This window comes from Pauljensenia sp. UMB6358, assembly GCF_030216865.1.
Classification (GTDB): domain Bacteria; phylum Actinomycetota; class Actinomycetes; order Actinomycetales; family Actinomycetaceae; genus Pauljensenia; species Pauljensenia turicensis_A.
The window spans coordinates 140521-156343 of the sequence record NZ_JASOMS010000001.1 but is presented as its reverse complement, the minus strand read 5'-3'; the positions used below and the strand labels follow the sequence as shown (position 1 = coordinate 156343).

General features: G+C 56.6%; 10 protein-coding genes. 1 reads left to right on the top strand and 9 read right to left on the bottom strand.

Features of this window, described 5'->3' with window-relative positions; all coding sequences use genetic code 11:
* Positions 1-67: 67 nt before the first annotated feature.
* Complete coding sequence (gene aspS / locus QP381_RS00740) at positions 68-1885, bottom strand: aspartate--tRNA ligase (RefSeq protein ID WP_006681093.1); 1818 nt, start codon at positions 1883-1885, stop codon at positions 68-70.
* Between the two features lie 121 nt (positions 1886-2006).
* On the opposite strand from aspS, the gene QP381_RS00735 reads away from it, so the two are divergent.
* On the top strand, positions 2007-3383 hold the full coding sequence (locus tag QP381_RS00735) for an MFS transporter (protein WP_219585148.1): 1377 nt from the start codon (positions 2007-2009) through the stop codon (positions 3381-3383).
* Between the two features lie 149 nt (positions 3384-3532).
* Here QP381_RS00735 and QP381_RS00730 read toward each other — a convergent pair whose 3' ends face one another.
* The 8 genes from QP381_RS00730 to secD all read right to left on the bottom strand — a co-directional run bounded on the left by QP381_RS00730 (position 3533) and on the right by secD (position 15796).
* Positions 3533-5794 (bottom strand): DEAD/DEAH box helicase, encoded by a 2262-nt coding sequence (locus tag QP381_RS00730; protein WP_373273783.1) that lies wholly within the window; start codon positions 5792-5794, stop codon positions 3533-3535.
* Positions 5795-6033: 239 nt separating this feature from the next.
* Positions 6034-7386: a histidine--tRNA ligase gene (gene hisS / locus QP381_RS00725; RefSeq protein ID WP_006681097.1), complete on the bottom strand. Its 1353-nt coding sequence runs from the start codon at positions 7384-7386 to the stop codon at positions 6034-6036.
* 161 nt (positions 7387-7547) lie between these two features.
* Positions 7548-8264 (bottom strand): MBL fold metallo-hydrolase, encoded by a 717-nt coding sequence (locus QP381_RS00720; RefSeq protein ID WP_285067381.1) that lies wholly within the window; start codon positions 8262-8264, stop codon positions 7548-7550.
* Between the two features lie 3 nt (positions 8265-8267).
* On the bottom strand, positions 8268-9611 hold the full coding sequence (locus QP381_RS00715) for a DUF349 domain-containing protein (RefSeq protein ID WP_442953387.1): 1344 nt from the start codon (positions 9609-9611) through the stop codon (positions 8268-8270).
* Positions 9612-9801: 190 nt separating this feature from the next.
* A complete protein-coding gene (locus tag QP381_RS00710; protein WP_006681100.1) occupies positions 9802-12093 on the bottom strand; it encodes a RelA/SpoT family protein in 2292 nt (763 codons plus the stop codon).
* 66 nt (positions 12094-12159) lie between these two features.
* Positions 12160-12705 (bottom strand): adenine phosphoribosyltransferase, encoded by a 546-nt coding sequence (locus QP381_RS00705; RefSeq protein WP_103632581.1) that lies wholly within the window; start codon positions 12703-12705, stop codon positions 12160-12162.
* Positions 12702-13790 (bottom strand): protein translocase subunit SecF, encoded by a 1089-nt coding sequence (gene secF / locus QP381_RS00700; protein WP_040318551.1) that lies wholly within the window; start codon positions 13788-13790, stop codon positions 12702-12704. Before secF ends, QP381_RS00705 begins: the two co-directional genes overlap by 4 nt.
* Complete coding sequence (gene secD / locus QP381_RS00695) at positions 13787-15796, bottom strand: protein translocase subunit SecD (protein WP_285067379.1); 2010 nt, start codon at positions 15794-15796, stop codon at positions 13787-13789. Before secD ends, secF begins: the two co-directional genes overlap by 4 nt.
* Between the last annotated feature and the right edge of the window lie 27 nt (positions 15797-15823).

Here is a 15823-nt window from a genome sequence, read left to right as displayed (position 1 = left end):
GCGCTCAGTTGTTCACCGGAGATGAAATTTCCACGCGAACGATAGGGGCGTCATTGGACGCGCGCTATCACTTTGATTCACCGGCCTCTTTTTTGGAGGTTTCCTCTTCGCCACGCTTCTTCGGCTGGGCATCAACACCAGCTTCCTTACGCTGCTGAGGCGTAATCGGAGCGGGAGCTTCGGTCAGCGGATCGTAGCCACCACCCGACTTCGGGAAGGCGATGACGTCGCGGATCGACTCGGACTTGGTGAGCAACGAAACGATGCGGTCCCAACCAAATGCAATGCCACCGTGTGGCGGAGCGCCGAACTTGAAGGCATCCAGCAGGAAGCCAAACTGCTCCTGGGCTTCTTCGTCGCCAATACCCATGACATTGAAGACGCGGTTCTGGATGTCACGGCGGTGGATACGGATTGATCCGCCACCAATTTCGTTGCCGTTGCAGACGATGTCGTAGGCGTAGGCAAGTGCATTGCCCGGGTCCTTGTCGAAGGAGTCCAGCCATTCGGGCTTTGGGGAAGTAAATGCGTGGTGCACCGCGGTCCATGCGGAATGGCCAAGTGCAACGTCGCCTTCTGCTTCTGCGTCGCCGGTGGGCTTGAACAGCGGAGCATCAACTACCCAGGTGAATGCCCATGCGTCGGGGTCAATCAGATCGCAACGCTTGCCAATTTCGAGGCGCGCCGCGCCGAGCAATTCGCGCGAGGGGGTCGGTTTACCCGCACCGAAGAAGATGCAGTCGCCGGGCTGAGCACCGGTTGCTTCCGCCAGTCCTTCGCGCTCAGCATCGGTGATGTTCTTGGCAACGGGGCCACCGAGGGCGCCATCTTCACCAATGGTGACGTAGGCAAGGCCCTTTGCACCGCGTGCCTTCGCCCATTCCTGCCACTTGTCAAAGGTGCGACGCGGCTGGGAAGCACCGCCGGGCATGACGACTGCGCCGACGTAGGGAGCTTGGAAGACGCGGAACGTGGTGTCTTTGAAGTATTCGGTCAGGTCAACCAGCTCGAGGCCGAAACGAAGGTCGGGCTTGTCAGAGCCGTACTTTTCCATCGCGTCCTTGTAGGTCATTCGAGGAAGCGGGGTAGGCAGGTCGTAGCCGATGAGCTTCCAGACGTTCATCATGACATCTTCGGCAACGGCAATGACGTCATCTTGGTCAACGAAGCTCATTTCGATGTCGAGCTGGGTGAATTCTGGCTGACGGTCAGCGCGGAAGTCCTCGTCACGGTAGCAACGTGCGATCTGGAAGTAGCGTTCCATACCGGCAACCATGAGCATCTGCTTGAACAGCTGCGGGGACTGTGGAAGTGCGTACCAAGAGCCGGGCGACAAACGAGCCGGGACGATGAAGTCGCGAGCACCTTCGGGGGTCGAACGCGTCAGGGTCGGGGTTTCGATTTCGACAAAGTCGTGCGTGTAGAGAGTGTCACGAGCGGCGCGCGACACCTGGGAACGAAGACGCAGCGCGTACTGTTCCGGTTCGCGACGAAGGTCGAGGTAACGGTACTTCAGGCGAGTTTCTTCGCCAACGTTGCCGGAGTCTTCTGCGTGCGCAGAGACCTGGAAAGGAAGAGGTGCGGACGTATTGAGGATTTCAATGTCGTCGCCCATCACTTCGATGGCGCCGGTGGGCAAGTGAGGGTTCTCGTTACCCTCGGGGCGAGCACACACCTCGCCGGTGACTTTGAGGACGAATTCGGAGCGGAGCTCGTGGGCGACGGATTCGTCGCGGACGACAACCTGTGCAATACCGGATGCATCGCGGAGATCGACGAATGCAACGCCGCCGTGATCACGGCGGCGATCCACCCAACCGGTCAGAGTAACGGTCTGACCGACAAGGTCGGTATTGAGGGTGCCAATGTTATGAGTGCGCAGCACGTGTCTTCCTTTCATTGTGGCCATCCGCGAGACGGGCGGCGGCACCGCGATTTTACTCCCCTTTATGCGCTCTTGTTCGCTTGCTTTGCTCGCGGGGCTCTAGGAGTGGGAAGATTCGCAGGTGACTGCTGAAGATTCCACACGCCTCAAATGGCAACCTATTGAGATTTCTTTGCTCGTAGGCTCAGTTCTTTTGATTACGCTTGCAGCGTTTGAGGGGCTTGCCACAACAACGATCATGCCGAATGTCGTTGCGGATCTGGATTCCGAAGCGTGGTTCTCAGTCGCTTCTGGCGCAGCTCTCGCAGCTCAGCTCAGCGCGACCGTCATCGCAGGAGCGCTGGCGGATTCAAAAGGGCCTCGGACGGTTCTTCTTGCAGGCTTTACCTGTTTTGTCGCCGGTCTGCTCACGTCAGCGTTCGCTCCTCACATTGCGATTTTCGTTGTCGGTCGTCTGATCCAGGGCTTGGGTGGCGGACTCATTATTGTTCCGCTGTATGTCTTCATTGGTTCGATTGCCCACGTTCATCATCGACCTTTCTTCTTCGCCGCGTTCTCTCTGTCATGGGTTCTGCCGGGCCTCGTTGGTCCCGCGATTGCTGGGTATGTCGCGCAGTACTTCGGCTGGCGCCCGGTCTTTTGGGCGGTTCCGTTCTTGGCTCTTCTTGCCGTTCTTCCCCTGATTTCTGTTCTTCGCCAGCTCGGTTCGTCCACAACGCACCCGGTGAAGAATCTGAAGCACTTGGGATTGCTCGCTGTGGTCGCGGGCACCGGTGTTCTGATGCTTCAGCTGTCGGGGGCTCTCGGTGGCATTGAACTGATCATTTTGATCATTGTGGGGCTTGTGCTCACCGGCTGGGCTCTCCCCCAGCTTCTCCCCAAGGGCGCGATGCGTTTGAAGCGTGGGATGCCCGCGGCGATTATGACGCGCCTGCTTGCCATGGGCGCTCAGGCCGGTGCGTCGGCATTCCTGCCACTTGTCTTGCAACGCGTTCACATGTGGGATGCAGATCATGCCGCTCTCGCTGTCACCATCGGTACGATCTCGTGGTCTGCCGGTGCGACTTACCAAGCTCGAGTCCACGACCCCGACCGTCGTATGCAGTTGCCCGCGATTGGCATGGCTCTGCTGACGCTTGGTCTTGTCCCGATTCTGTTCCTTGTGATTGCGTCGTGGCCCGTGTGGCCGGCGCTCGTCGGCTGGTTTGTTGCCGGGTTTGGCACGGGACTCATGCACTCGACACTCTCAGTGCTGACACTGGGGCTTACCGACACTTCGGAGCACGGTAAAGTTGCATCGTGGCTTCAGGTCGCCGACGCCGCAGGTGCATCAATCGAACTCGCGTTAGTGTCGATTGCCTTCGCTCTCTTCGCGCTGGTCATGCCAGTAGGGCCCCTCTCCTACTTGGCCTCCCCCGTTATCACCGTGATCGTCACCGTGGTCGCTCTTGTCGCATCATTGCGAATCAAGGGTGGCGATGCCCCTTCGGCTTCGTAGTTATTTCGCCGTTTGACGAGGCTCATCACGAGCCCGTAGGCAGATACACCAAAGGGATGGCAGATGATTTCATCCGCCATCCCTTTACGTTTAAGCGCTTCGTTCTGGGCCTCGTCAACCCCCTGTGTCAGATCGCGCCACCGCTACATTCAGCGTGAGTGACGGTGAGAACCAAAGGACCTCGTGCCCTTTGAACCTGACTTGCCACCGCGGTCGAAACGATCGGAGGACTTGCCACGGCCACTCGCGCGAAAACGATCAGAAGAGCCGGAACGCTTCGCGGCACGTAGCGATGAGCGACGGTCGGACGACTCGTGGTGCGCATGATGATCAAAGCGGTCGTTGCGGTCCTTGTGCGCACGACGTGGCTTGTCATCGCGTTCGTAACGACGCGCATATTCGCGTTCGTCACGGTCGCGTTCGGGGCGTCCCGAACGATCGAACTTCTTAGCCTTGTCGAAGCTACGTTCGCGGTCAGAGCGGTGCCCGCCCTTACCGGGGCCCTGGTCCACGCGGATGCGCAGCGGACGGCCCTGAACGTAGCCCTTGCCAATGCGGCGCAACTGATCGTCGGTCAGGTCGCCGGAGATTTCGACCAGCGAGAAGGTCGGAAAGATTTCAATATTGCCAATGTCGCGGCCGTCAACGCCACCTTCACCAGCAATCGCTCCGACAATCGAACCGGGCTTCACGCGGTCTTTCTTGCCAACCTCAACGCGGTATCGGGTACCGACACCAAAGGATGCCTTGCGACCACGACCGCGTTGGTGGCCTGGCTTCAGCGGACGGTCCTTATCACGACCGCCCTCGAATGAAGCACCAACGAATTCTCCGGACTCGTCAATTTCTTCTTCGTTACGGATCTTGCCCTTGCCACGGCGATCCTTTTCAACGCGCGGAGCCGGACCCTCGTCACCAACAGCGTTCGCCATGAGCGCGGCAGCGATGTCCATAATGTCGGTTTCAGACGTTTCTTGAACCTCGGTCAGCAGGTTCTTGTACATTTCAAGACGACCGCGTTCGATGCGAGCGTTGAGGCCTTCGAGCATGCGACGCGAACGGAACTCAGAGACTGCTGCGGGCGACGGAATCTGGATCTCTTCCATCGGGGTGCCGGTCAGCTTCTCGATGCGGCGCAGGCGACCGTGTTCACGTGGAGTAAAGAAAGTAAGCGAGCGACCTTCGCGGCCGGCGCGACCGGTACGACCGATGCGGTGCACGTAGGCTTCCGGTTCACGGGGAACATCGAAGTTCACGACAAGTGAGATGCGCTCAACGTCGAGGCCACGGGCCGCAACGTCGGTTGCGATCAGCACGTCGAGCGTGCCGGCACGCAGACGTGCAACCATGCGTTCACGCTCAGTCTGCGCGACGTCACCGGAGATACCGGCTGCGCGGAAACCTCGTGCTGACATTTCGAGGGAAACCTCTTCAACGTCGGCGCGGGTACGCACGAACACAATCGCAGCATCGGCGTCTTCCTGGCCGGCAGCGATGTGCTGGGCACGCGTCGCGAGCACGCGAGACAAGGCGCCGATCTTGTGCTTGAACGGCACGACAGCGTAGGTCTGGTGGATCGTGTCAACAGTCGAAGATTCTTCCGAGACAGCGATCTTCACGGGGTTAAACAGGTGAGTGTTCGCAATGCGTTCAATCGCCTGGGGCATCGTGGCGGAAAACAGTGCGGTCAGGCGGTCTTTAGGCACGGACGAGGTAATCGTTTCGACGTCTTCAGCGAAGCCCATGCGTAGCATTTCGTCGGCCTCGTCGAGGACGAGCATGCGCACGCCGGACAGATCTAGCGCACCTTTTTCAATAAGGTCGATGACACGCCCAGGGGTGCCGACGACGACCTGCGCTCCCTTCTTCAGAGCGTTGATCTGCGGGCCATAGGGTGAACCACCGTAGACGGAAACAACCTCAAGGCCACGTGTACGGGCTGCGAAATCCTCAATGGCCTGCGCGGACTGCATGGCAAGTTCGCGGGTTGGAGCAAGCACGAGGGACTGGACGAGCTTCTCATCGGCATCCACGATCGCGAGCATAGGCAGACCGAAAGCGGCGGTCTTACCGGTACCGGTCTGGGCGATACCGACAACGTCATTCAATTCGAGCAGGGACGGGATCGCCTTTTCCTGAATTGGAGTCGGTGTCACAAACCCCATCTGGGTGACAGCATCGAGGATCTCATCGGGAAGACCAAGGTCAGCAAAGGTGATGGAAGGCTCTTCTTCGTCGTCTTCACGTTCGCCGCCATCTTCGGCGTTCTCGAGTTCATCATCGACGAGGCCGGATTCTAAGTCCAGGGTGTCGTTTTCTTCGGCCGGAAGCTCTTCAACGGCGCCAGTCGTTTCGGCAGGTTCGTTCAATTCGTCGACGGTGTTGAGGTTCATTTCCTGTTTTTCAGGCACAGTATTCCTATCGGATTGTGTGTTTCATTCGAGGCTGATTTCTATCAAGCCGGGCCACTGTGGGGCCTTCGGCGCAACCTCATCCCACAACATCCACCGCTTAGCGGTGCCCATCACTTTCATTCAAGGCGCGCCTCATCGCTCAAACAAGCCTACGTTGCTCCCTCACGAAACGATGCTTTGGGGGCGGTGAGATCACTCACCGCCCCCAAAGCATCAGCTACGACCCGTTTCGACAATCACGCTCCGACCGAGATGACACGCGGCTTCAAGTCCTGAGCAGACGGAGTCCACGTCGAAGCGTCAGCTTCGATTTGTTCTCCACTTCGAATGTCTTTGACCGTGTCGGCTTCACCTTCCATTCCCGGGAACCAGACGAATGGGATACCTCGTTTATCAGCGAACTTAATCTGCTTGCCGAACTTGGCCGCGCTCGGTGCAACATCGGTGCTAATTCCACGGCTACGCAACTGCATTGCGATATCTTCCGAGCGAGCGCGATCTGTCTCGTCGATGACAGCAACAACGACCGCGGCAGGAACCTTGCGGGTAGCTTGAACCATCGGTGCTGAAATCATGCGGGAAACCAGACGCGAGACACCAATCGAGAGACCAACGCCCGGGTAGGTGCGTTTCCCATCCTTTGCCAGCGAATCGTAACGCCCACCGGAGCAAATGGAGCCGAGGTCCTCGTGGCCTTCAATCACCGATTCGTAAACGGAGCCGGTGTAGTAGTCCAGGCCACGCGCGATCTTCAGATCAGCGATGACAGCGCCGGGCATACGACGATGAGCTTCCTCGAGGAGCGCACACAGCTGATTCAAGCCTTCGGCAAGAAGCTCGCCTTCGCAACCGAGTCCAGCAATTCTAGAACGGATCTCATCGGGATCATTGCTACGGATCTGGGCCATCTTGAGAAGCTTCTCGGCCTGCTCGCCATTGATATTCGAGCATGCGAGTTCTGCGGTAACGCCCTCGGGACCAATCTTGTCCAGTTTGTCGAGGCCACGCAATGCAGCCTCAACGTCGGTAACACCGAGAGATTCGCACACGCCCTGAACGACCTTGCGGTTGTTCACGAGCACGTGCACTGTCGGGATCGGAAGCGTTGCAAGAGCTTCGGCCATCACAAGAGGAAGATCGACCTCGAAGTGGAAGGGAAGATCACCGTTGCCAACAACATCGATGTCAGCTTGAGTGAACTCACGGAAACGTCCTTCCTGCGGGCGCTCACCACGCCAGACCTTCTGGATCTGGTAGCGCTTGAATGGGAAATCAAGCTCGTTCGCATTCTCGATGACGTACCGAGCAAAAGGAACCGTCAGGTCAAAGTGCAGACCCATCTTGCGTTCCTTAGACGAATGACGACCAGCTTCGGCATCCTTCATCGCTTGCAGGCGGTCAAGGACATAAACCTCTTTCGAGGTCTCCCCCTTTGCCTCAAGCTGCTCAAGCGTTTCAACCGCACGAGTCTCAATCCCAGAGAAACCATGCAACTCAAAGACCTGACGAATATGGTCAAGAACATATTGTTCGATGATTCGACCTTCAGGGAGCCATTCGGGGAAACCGGAAAGAGATGTACGTGCCATGGCTCTATTGTTCCACGCCTAGGCGTATTGCCTAAAACGGGCAACGATATTCGGGCTCTGATCCCCGTTAAGGTCGAGCCCTGCAGACATTAAAAAACCGCTAGCCGAAAAACACGGTGGCCTTGGGAATCCCCAAGGCCACCGTCAGTTCTTGATAGGTATCAGCCGAGTGTACGAGCCCGCCTCAAATACGGATTTGTCTCAATCTCATGCGACAAAACCGTCGTTGGACCGTGCCCCGGGATCAAGAGGGTTGCAGGATCCAAAGCATTTGAAATAGTACGTAGCGAATGGCGCATCTGAGTCTCATCGCCACCGGCAAGATCCGTACGACCGACCGAACCAGCAAAAAGCACATCAGCAGATAGAGCCCATGGAACCGGGGTTGAAGACGAGAAGACAGTCTGTCCCTTCATCTCAACCTCAATATCGCAGTGACCGATAAACACGGCAGAACCTTCAGAGTGACCTGGAGCTGGAACCATCTTCATCCAGATACCGGGAAGCACCTCAACGCTACCACCCGGAAAATCGCGCAGATCGGTGGGCTTCACCCACGGGCCGATGCTCGGGGGCACGGGCATCGGAATATGCGATGCCGGATCATCCATTCGGTATCGATCAGGAGCCGGGATCCACGTAGGGGCAGGAGTCTCAGGCGCCCACGAGGCAACCTCGGCACAATCCCAGACATGATCAGGATGACCGTGAGTTGCAAGAACAGCTCCGACATGAGCCTGAGACGCGACCAAGACCTCGCGAATCTTATCCTGCACTCCCGCTGACGGATCGACGACCAGCGCCGCCGGCTCGCCATCGGCAACCAGCACCACGCAGTTGGCTGCGTAGTACGGCGTTGGAATAACAGTGATTTTCACTGATCACTCCATAGAGGCGCGAATCTGAGCAAGCCAGGTGCGCTTTGTCTCCAGAGCCTCAGTAAGGGACTTGACCTTCTTTTCGTCACCCTTCGCCTTGGCAACGCTAAGATCCGATTCGAGGGACTCAACCTGAGCCTCGAGCTGGCCGAGCATACCCTGAGCACGTGCACGTGTTTCAGGGTTGGTACGACGCCATTCGTTTTCTTCTGCCTCGCGGATTGCAGATTCAACCGCACGCAGACGACCTTCAATGCGATGCAAGTCAGAGGAAGGAACTCGACCAATTTCTTCCCAGCGATCCTGAACCGAACGCAGGGCGGTCTTCGCAGCTTCAAGATCCTCCACAGGCAGGATCTTCTCTGCTTCGTCGGCAAGTGCTTCCTTGGCAGCAAGATTTTCGCGGTACTCAGAATCGGTGGCCTCGTCCTTCGCGCGACGTGCGTCGAAGAAGACCTGCTGTGCCGCACGGAAACGTGCCCACAGAGCATCATCTTCCTTACGGGATGCGCGAGGAGCCGCCTTCCAACGATTCATCAGCTCACGGTATGCACCCGAAGTGACGCCCCAATCGGTCGAGGTCTGCAAAGCTTCAGCCTCGGCGATAATGGCTTCCTTCACTCGCTTCGCCTCAGACTGTGCCTGATCGAGAGCAGAGAAATACTGGCGACGCTGACGATCAAACTGAGTACGCGCCGAAGAGAAACGCTTCCAGAGCTCATCTTCAACAGCCTTTTCGATGCGCGGTCCCTTGCGCTGCAACGACTTCCATTCGTCGAGCAGATCACGGAGCTTCTGACCAGACTGCTTCCAGTGAATACGCTCAGGAGCCTGAGCGATGATGGCTTCAGCAGCCTCAACGACTGCCCTACGAGCTTTCAAAGCTTCCTCACGAGCAGCTTGGCGTTCAATCTTTGCTACTTCCTTACGCTCTTCAGCGCGCACCTTCACGCTCTCAACACGTTCGCGCAACGCAGCAAGGTTACCCAGAGCATTCGGAGATTCAAGAGCTTCGGTGATCGTCGCAAGAGTCAGATCAATATCCTTGGGAGCCAAGGTTGCAAGGCGATGTTCGAACAGCTTGACGGTTGCCTCAATATCCGCAAAACGACGCTCGTAAAGGGCGAAAGGCTCTGCAGGCACACCTTCGGGGTAGCCACCAATAACACGCTCAGTGCCGTTATCGACAACGTAAACGGTGCCGTTTTCATCGATACGACCGAACTCGTGAGTGAGTGGCGTACTCGACGCGGACACGGGAGTTTCCTTGGCCGGAGCCGAAGGGGTGATGTTCTGCTCGTCAGAAGAGGGAGCAGGCTTGGGGGTCGGCGTCGTTGTCACAATCATTGCCTTTCATGGCGAGGGCGCTATGCGCCGATGCGTGGAAGAGTCTCCACGGAGCGTGGTTCTCAGTGCACCGATGTGGTGCACCCCTGTCAGTCTACGTCCTTGGCCCCCATTTCATAAACTGGCGTTTACGACATGGACGATTACGGCTGTTTTGCCCGATTGTCCCGTCCTTTAACGCGCAGAGATGTCACACGCGAACGGCCTCGAACACCCCGTCGACGCGACGCAGAGCGGAAAGAACCGCATTCAAATGCGCCATATCTGCCAACTCAAACGAGAATCGAGCAAGCGAAACCTGATCGGACGTCGTCTTCGTTGACGCAGACACAATGTTGACGCGATAGTCCGACATCACCTTCGTCAGATCCGACAGCAATCCCGCACGATCCAAAGCCTTGACCTGGATCTGAACACGGAACACCTGTCCGCTGACTCCCCGTGCCCAAGAAACGTCGACAAAGCGCTCAGGTTGCAATTCCTTCAGTCGAACAGCGTTATGGCACGAAGCAATGTGGACGGACACGCCCTGACCGCGAGTAATAAAACCAACAACATCATCGCCCGGAACCGGGGTACAGCACTTTGCCAGCTTCACCCAAATATCTTTGGACTCCATACCGGCAACGGTGATACCCGCATCGGACGAACCCGATTGAGTGCGAATCCGAGTTGCACCCGGAGTCACTCCTTCGGACAGAGTTTCTTCGGTGCCGTCTCCTCCACCCAGATTCTCGACAAGTTTTGACACAACGTTCTGAGGCGAAACCTGGCTCTCACCGACAGCCGCATACAGGCTGGACACATCGGAATAGCCCAACGACGTTGCCACCGACAGGATCGTCTCATGACTCATCAAGCGTTGAAGAGGAAGATTCTGCTTACGCATTGCCTTCGCAAGCGCTTCCTTGCCCTCTTCAATCGCTTCTTCGCGACGTTCTTTAGAGAACCACGATTTAATTTTCGAACGCGCACGCGGAGATGCCACAAAAGCAAGCCAGTCGCGTGACGGACCAGCCTTGTCGGACTTCGAGGTCACAACCTCAACCGTTTCGCCAGACTCAAGCTGAGTATCAAGCGAAACGAGGCGCCCATTCACTTTCGCACCAACCGTATGGTGCCCAACCTCAGTGTGCACCGCATAGGCGAAATCAACAGGTGTGGCATGCGCTGGCAGAACAACAACTTGCCCCTTCGGCGTAAAAACATAAACTTCGTCGCCGGCGATCTCATAGCGCAAAGAATCGAGGAACTCTTCAGGGTCACCCGTTTCACGTTCCATCTCGACAAGGGAGCGAAGCCAGTTGGCTTGTTCATCGTTGCTCATTCGATCTGTATCGACGCCAGTCGCATTCGGATTCTGCTTGTACTTCCAGTGCGCGGCAACACCGTGTTCGGCACGCTCGTGCATTTCAAAAGTACGAATCTGGATTTCGACAGGCTTACCACCGGGTCCAATTACCGTCGTGTGCAACGACTGGTACAGATTGAACTTCGGCATAGCGATATAGTCCTTGAAACGCCCAGGAATCGGATTCCACCGAGCATGCAAAGAACCCAGAACGCCGTAGCAATCCTTCACTGACTCTACGAGGACACGAACGGCCACCAGATCGAAGATCTCATCGAATGCTTTACCACGGACGATCATCTTCTGATAGATCGAATAATGGTTCTTGGGGCGACCAGAGACAGTGCCCTTCGTCCCTGAACGACGAAGATCCTCTTCAATCTGACCAATCACATCTCGCAGATACACATCGCGCTGGGGAGCCCGCTCTGCAACCAAGCGATCGATCTCTTCATAAATCTGAGGGTACAGAGTCTTAAAGGAGAGCTCTTCGAGTTCCCACTTCACCATGTTCATGCCCAGACGATGAGCAAGAGGCGCATAAATCTCAAGCGTTTCTCGCGCCTTGTTCTTCGCTGACGACGGGGGGACGAAACGCCACGTGCGCGCATTATGAAGACGGTCAGCAAGCTTAATGAGAAGAACTCGAATATCGCGGCTCATCGCAACAAGCATCTTGCGCAGTGTTTCAGATTGAGCAAATTCGCCGTAGCGCACCTTGTCCAGCTTCGTCACACCGTCAACGAGCGCCGCAATCGGCTCACCATATTCCGCTGCTAGCTCTTCAACCGTGTAGTCCGTATCTTCAACCGTGTCATGCAGAAGAGCAGCCACCAGTGTCGGGGTAGTCATACCCATTTCAGCAAGAATCGTTGCCACCGCAACTGGGTGAGTAATATACGGCTCACCCGATTTACGAACCTGCCCCCGGTGATGCAATTCGGCCGTGCGATAGGCACGCTCGATCATGCTCACATCGGCTTTCGGATGGTTCGCACGCAGTGCTCGAACCAACGGTTCGATCTCAGGAATCGTCGGGCGCGTGCGTGCGCCAAACCATACGAGGCCGGACCTCACACGAGATCCGGCCACGCCTGGTTTTGAGTGAGCGGAGTTAGCCTGGTCAGTCATGCTCCTATGATACGCACCTGTGACGTGTCAAACATATTTGACCGCAACTAAACGAGGAACCGCAGGTCAGACTACCAATGCTGATTCGGTGACGACATCATGTTCGGCAAGCTTTTCGCGCCCGTCGAAAGCCTCAAGCTCCAGAAGAACAGCAACGGTGCTCACGTGTGCTCCGCACTGACGGAGCAGATCAACCGACGCAGCAGCAGTGCCTCCTGTTGCAAGAACGTCATCGATGACCAGCACACGCGACCCTGGAGTCACCGACTCGGGTCGGATCTCCATGCGAGCGCTACCGTATTCAAGGTCATAGTCGACACCGATAACGTGACCGGGAAGCTTGCCTGCTTTACGGATGGTCAGCATACCGACACCGAGTTCAGCGGCAAGTGGCGCTCCAAGAATGAAGCCACGCGACTCCAGACCTGCAATTGCGTCGACACTCCCCTTATAGCGCTCGGCGAGCATCTCAATGAGCTCTTTAAACGCCGGACCGTTTGCAATCAGCGGAGTGATATCGCGAAACAGAACACCGGGCTCTGGGAAATCTTGAACAAGACCGAGATTCGAGTCAACAAGTTCACCGATATGCGCGCCAAGTTCACCACTCATCGATGCTCTTTCTTCCTCTTCGGCTGGTGAGCATTCGAAAGGCGCTGCCCCGGACGAACAGGAGCAACCTTCACAGTGGAGGCACCCTCGTCACCCTTACCCACAGCCACATGACGCGCACGATCCTTTTCGACCGACTCCGTGTGCGCCTTCGTCTTCTTCAAACGCTCTTGAAGCAGAACAAGAAGCGGGGACGCAATGAAGATTGACGAGTAGGTGCCGGCTATCATACCGACGAACAGCGCCAGCGAAATATCGGTCAGAGTACCGGTACCAAGAAGCAAAGCACCGATAATCAGAATCGAACCGACCGGAAGCAATGCAACAACCGACGTGTTAATCGAACGAACCATGGTCTGGTTGACGGCTAAGTTCACATATTCGGCAAAAGTGAAACGCTTCTGGTCGTAGATGCCCTTCGTCAACTCACGGACCTTGTCGAATACAACGACCGTGTCGTACAGAGAGTAACCAAGAATCGTCAGGAAGCCGATGACCGTTGCAGGCGAAACCTCAACCTGGGTGATAACGAAAACACCAAGCGTGAGGGCAATATCGTGGACAAGTGCCAGCAGAGCGGCCAGCGCCATAGTCCATGACCTGAAGTACAGGGTCATCAAGATCGCGACGAGCAACATGAAGATGACAAGCGACTGAGTAGCCTTCGAAGTCACCGAAGCACCCCAGGACGGGCCGATCGTTGACGACTGAACATCGGCCGGATCAACACCGTACGCGCTGGTCAACGCATCACGAATCGTCGTCGCCTGCTGCGAATCAACAGATTCAGTCTGAATACGAACAGAATCCGTACCAACCTTCGTCACCTTCGCGGTGGAAACAATTCCGGTGCCAGTCACGATATCCGAGGCCTTTTCCTCAGACTGATCGCTGACTCGGGTCACATCAAACTGCGCACCGCCTGTGAACTCAATGGAAGCATTGAGGCCGATGGCTGCTGAAAGAACAAAAGCAACGCCAATCAAGGCTGCAGCAAGACCAACAAAAACCTTGCGCTTGGGGACAACCGGGTAGGACTTATCCCCCGAGTACAGAGCATTACCCCACTGGGCGAACGACATCATTTCGCGTCCCCTTTCTGCTCGGCAGCCTCACCATCTACTGCGCTACCCTCAGCCTTCGTCGCTTCACTATCCGCAGATGCGCGAGCTTCTTCCACTTGCGCTTCAGCTTCAGCTTTAGCTTCAGCAAGACGCTGCGCGCGACGACGCTGAGCAAGGCTCATGCCTTTGCCTTCAGTCACAGACTGAGCCGTCGCACCCTTGCCCTGCTTTTGCTTCGGCATAACAACACGGCCACGACCGGCGTAAATCAGCGAGTTCTTTGCACCGAGGTGCTCGGGATCAAGACCGGAAAGACGATGTCCCTCGCCGAAGAATTTGGTACGAATCAGCAGTTCCATCATCGGGTGAGTGAACAAGAAGATGACAGCAATATCGATCACGGTTGTCACACCGAGAGTGAACGCGAAGCCCTGCACGCCACCGACTGCCAGCAGGTAGAGGACGATAGCTGCAACCAGGTTCACGGCATCGGAGACGAGGATCGTGCGCTTAGCGCGATCCCAGCCCTCGTCGACTGCGGCAGCAAGCGGGCGACCGTCACGGACCTCGTCACGCACGCGTTCGAAGTAGACGATGAACGAGTCAGCGGTGACGCCGACCGCCATAATCAAGCCTGCAACGCCTGCGAGCGACAAACGATATCCCATCGTCGCCGACAGAAGCGCGATCACGATGTAGGTGAGTGCTGCTGCAACAAATAGCGAACCGGCAGAAATAAGCGCCAGACCGCGGTATTGCCAGATCAGGTACAGGATGACCAGCAGGAAGCCGATGGCGCCCGCCAACATGCCCTTCTGCAGGTGATCAGAACCCAGTGTGGCGGAAATACGCTGTTCGGACTCAACTTCAAAGTTCAGAGGAAGCGAACCGAAGCTGAGCTGGTTTGCCAACGCGGTGGCTGACTTTGCGGTGAAGTTACCGGTGATCTGAGCACGACCATCAGAGATGACAGCATTCATTGAAGGAGCAGTAATCACCGAACCGTCAAGAACAACGGCAAAGTGGTTGCGATCCGGCGAGTCGAAGAAGCTCTTTCCTTCGGCGTCAGAATCCTTGTAGGAGTAGAGCAGTTCGGAAGAATCCGCGAATGCCTTCGTACCTTCAGAATCGAACTGCAGGTCGACACCCCATGCACCGGTTGCCTGACCGGTCGAGTTGGTGACTTGGCCGGCAGTTGCGTTCGAAAGGTTCGAACCGGCAACCGAAACCGGACCAAGGATGTACTTCAGCTGACCATCGCTATCGCAGGCAGCGTAGGGCTTGTCTGCAGCACCTTCGGTCTGCTGGCGAGCTTCGGAGTTGGTGCAGTCAAGCACGGAGAAGTCGTAGAGAACCTGCTCTGTGATCCATGCAAGATCCGTTCCATTAGCAGGAGTCGAACTCGGCTGGTCTGAGAGAACACCGTCTTGATTCAGATCAGCGACCTTCATCGCGGATTCTTCATCCAGTGCGGTCGACACCTGCTGAACCGACTGAGCACCGTCTGCTGACTGGGCGCCATCAGCCGAGGCCTGTCCTGTCGCTGATTGAGTTTCATCAGCAGACTGAGCTGACTGTGCAGAATCTTTGTCTGAAACCTCGGCGGTTGAGGAGGTCGCAACTTTCTGGGAAGCCAGACCGATACGGAGAACAGGTCGGAAGTTCATCTGCGAGGACGAACGAATCAGGTCGAGAATTTCCTGTGAAGGCGTACCTGGAATTGAAACAACAATGTTGTCCGAGCCCATCGAAGTGATCTCTGATTCGGCGACACCGGAGGCATCAATACGATTACGAATAATTGAAATCGCCTGCGTGATGTCGTCTTCAGTGATCGCTCGGTCGCCTTCTTCGGTCGACTTCGGAGTCAAGATCAGTTGGGTGCCACCCTGAAGATCGAGGGCGAGCGAGGGAACCAACGAGGTCCCCTTGGTGACGTTGCCAATCACCAGTCCGGCCGCTGCCACCACCATTGCAACAATGAGGGTGACAAGTGAACGCACAGGTCGGCGTTTACGTGTAGACACTTTTAACTACTCCCAGTCCCTAGCTCG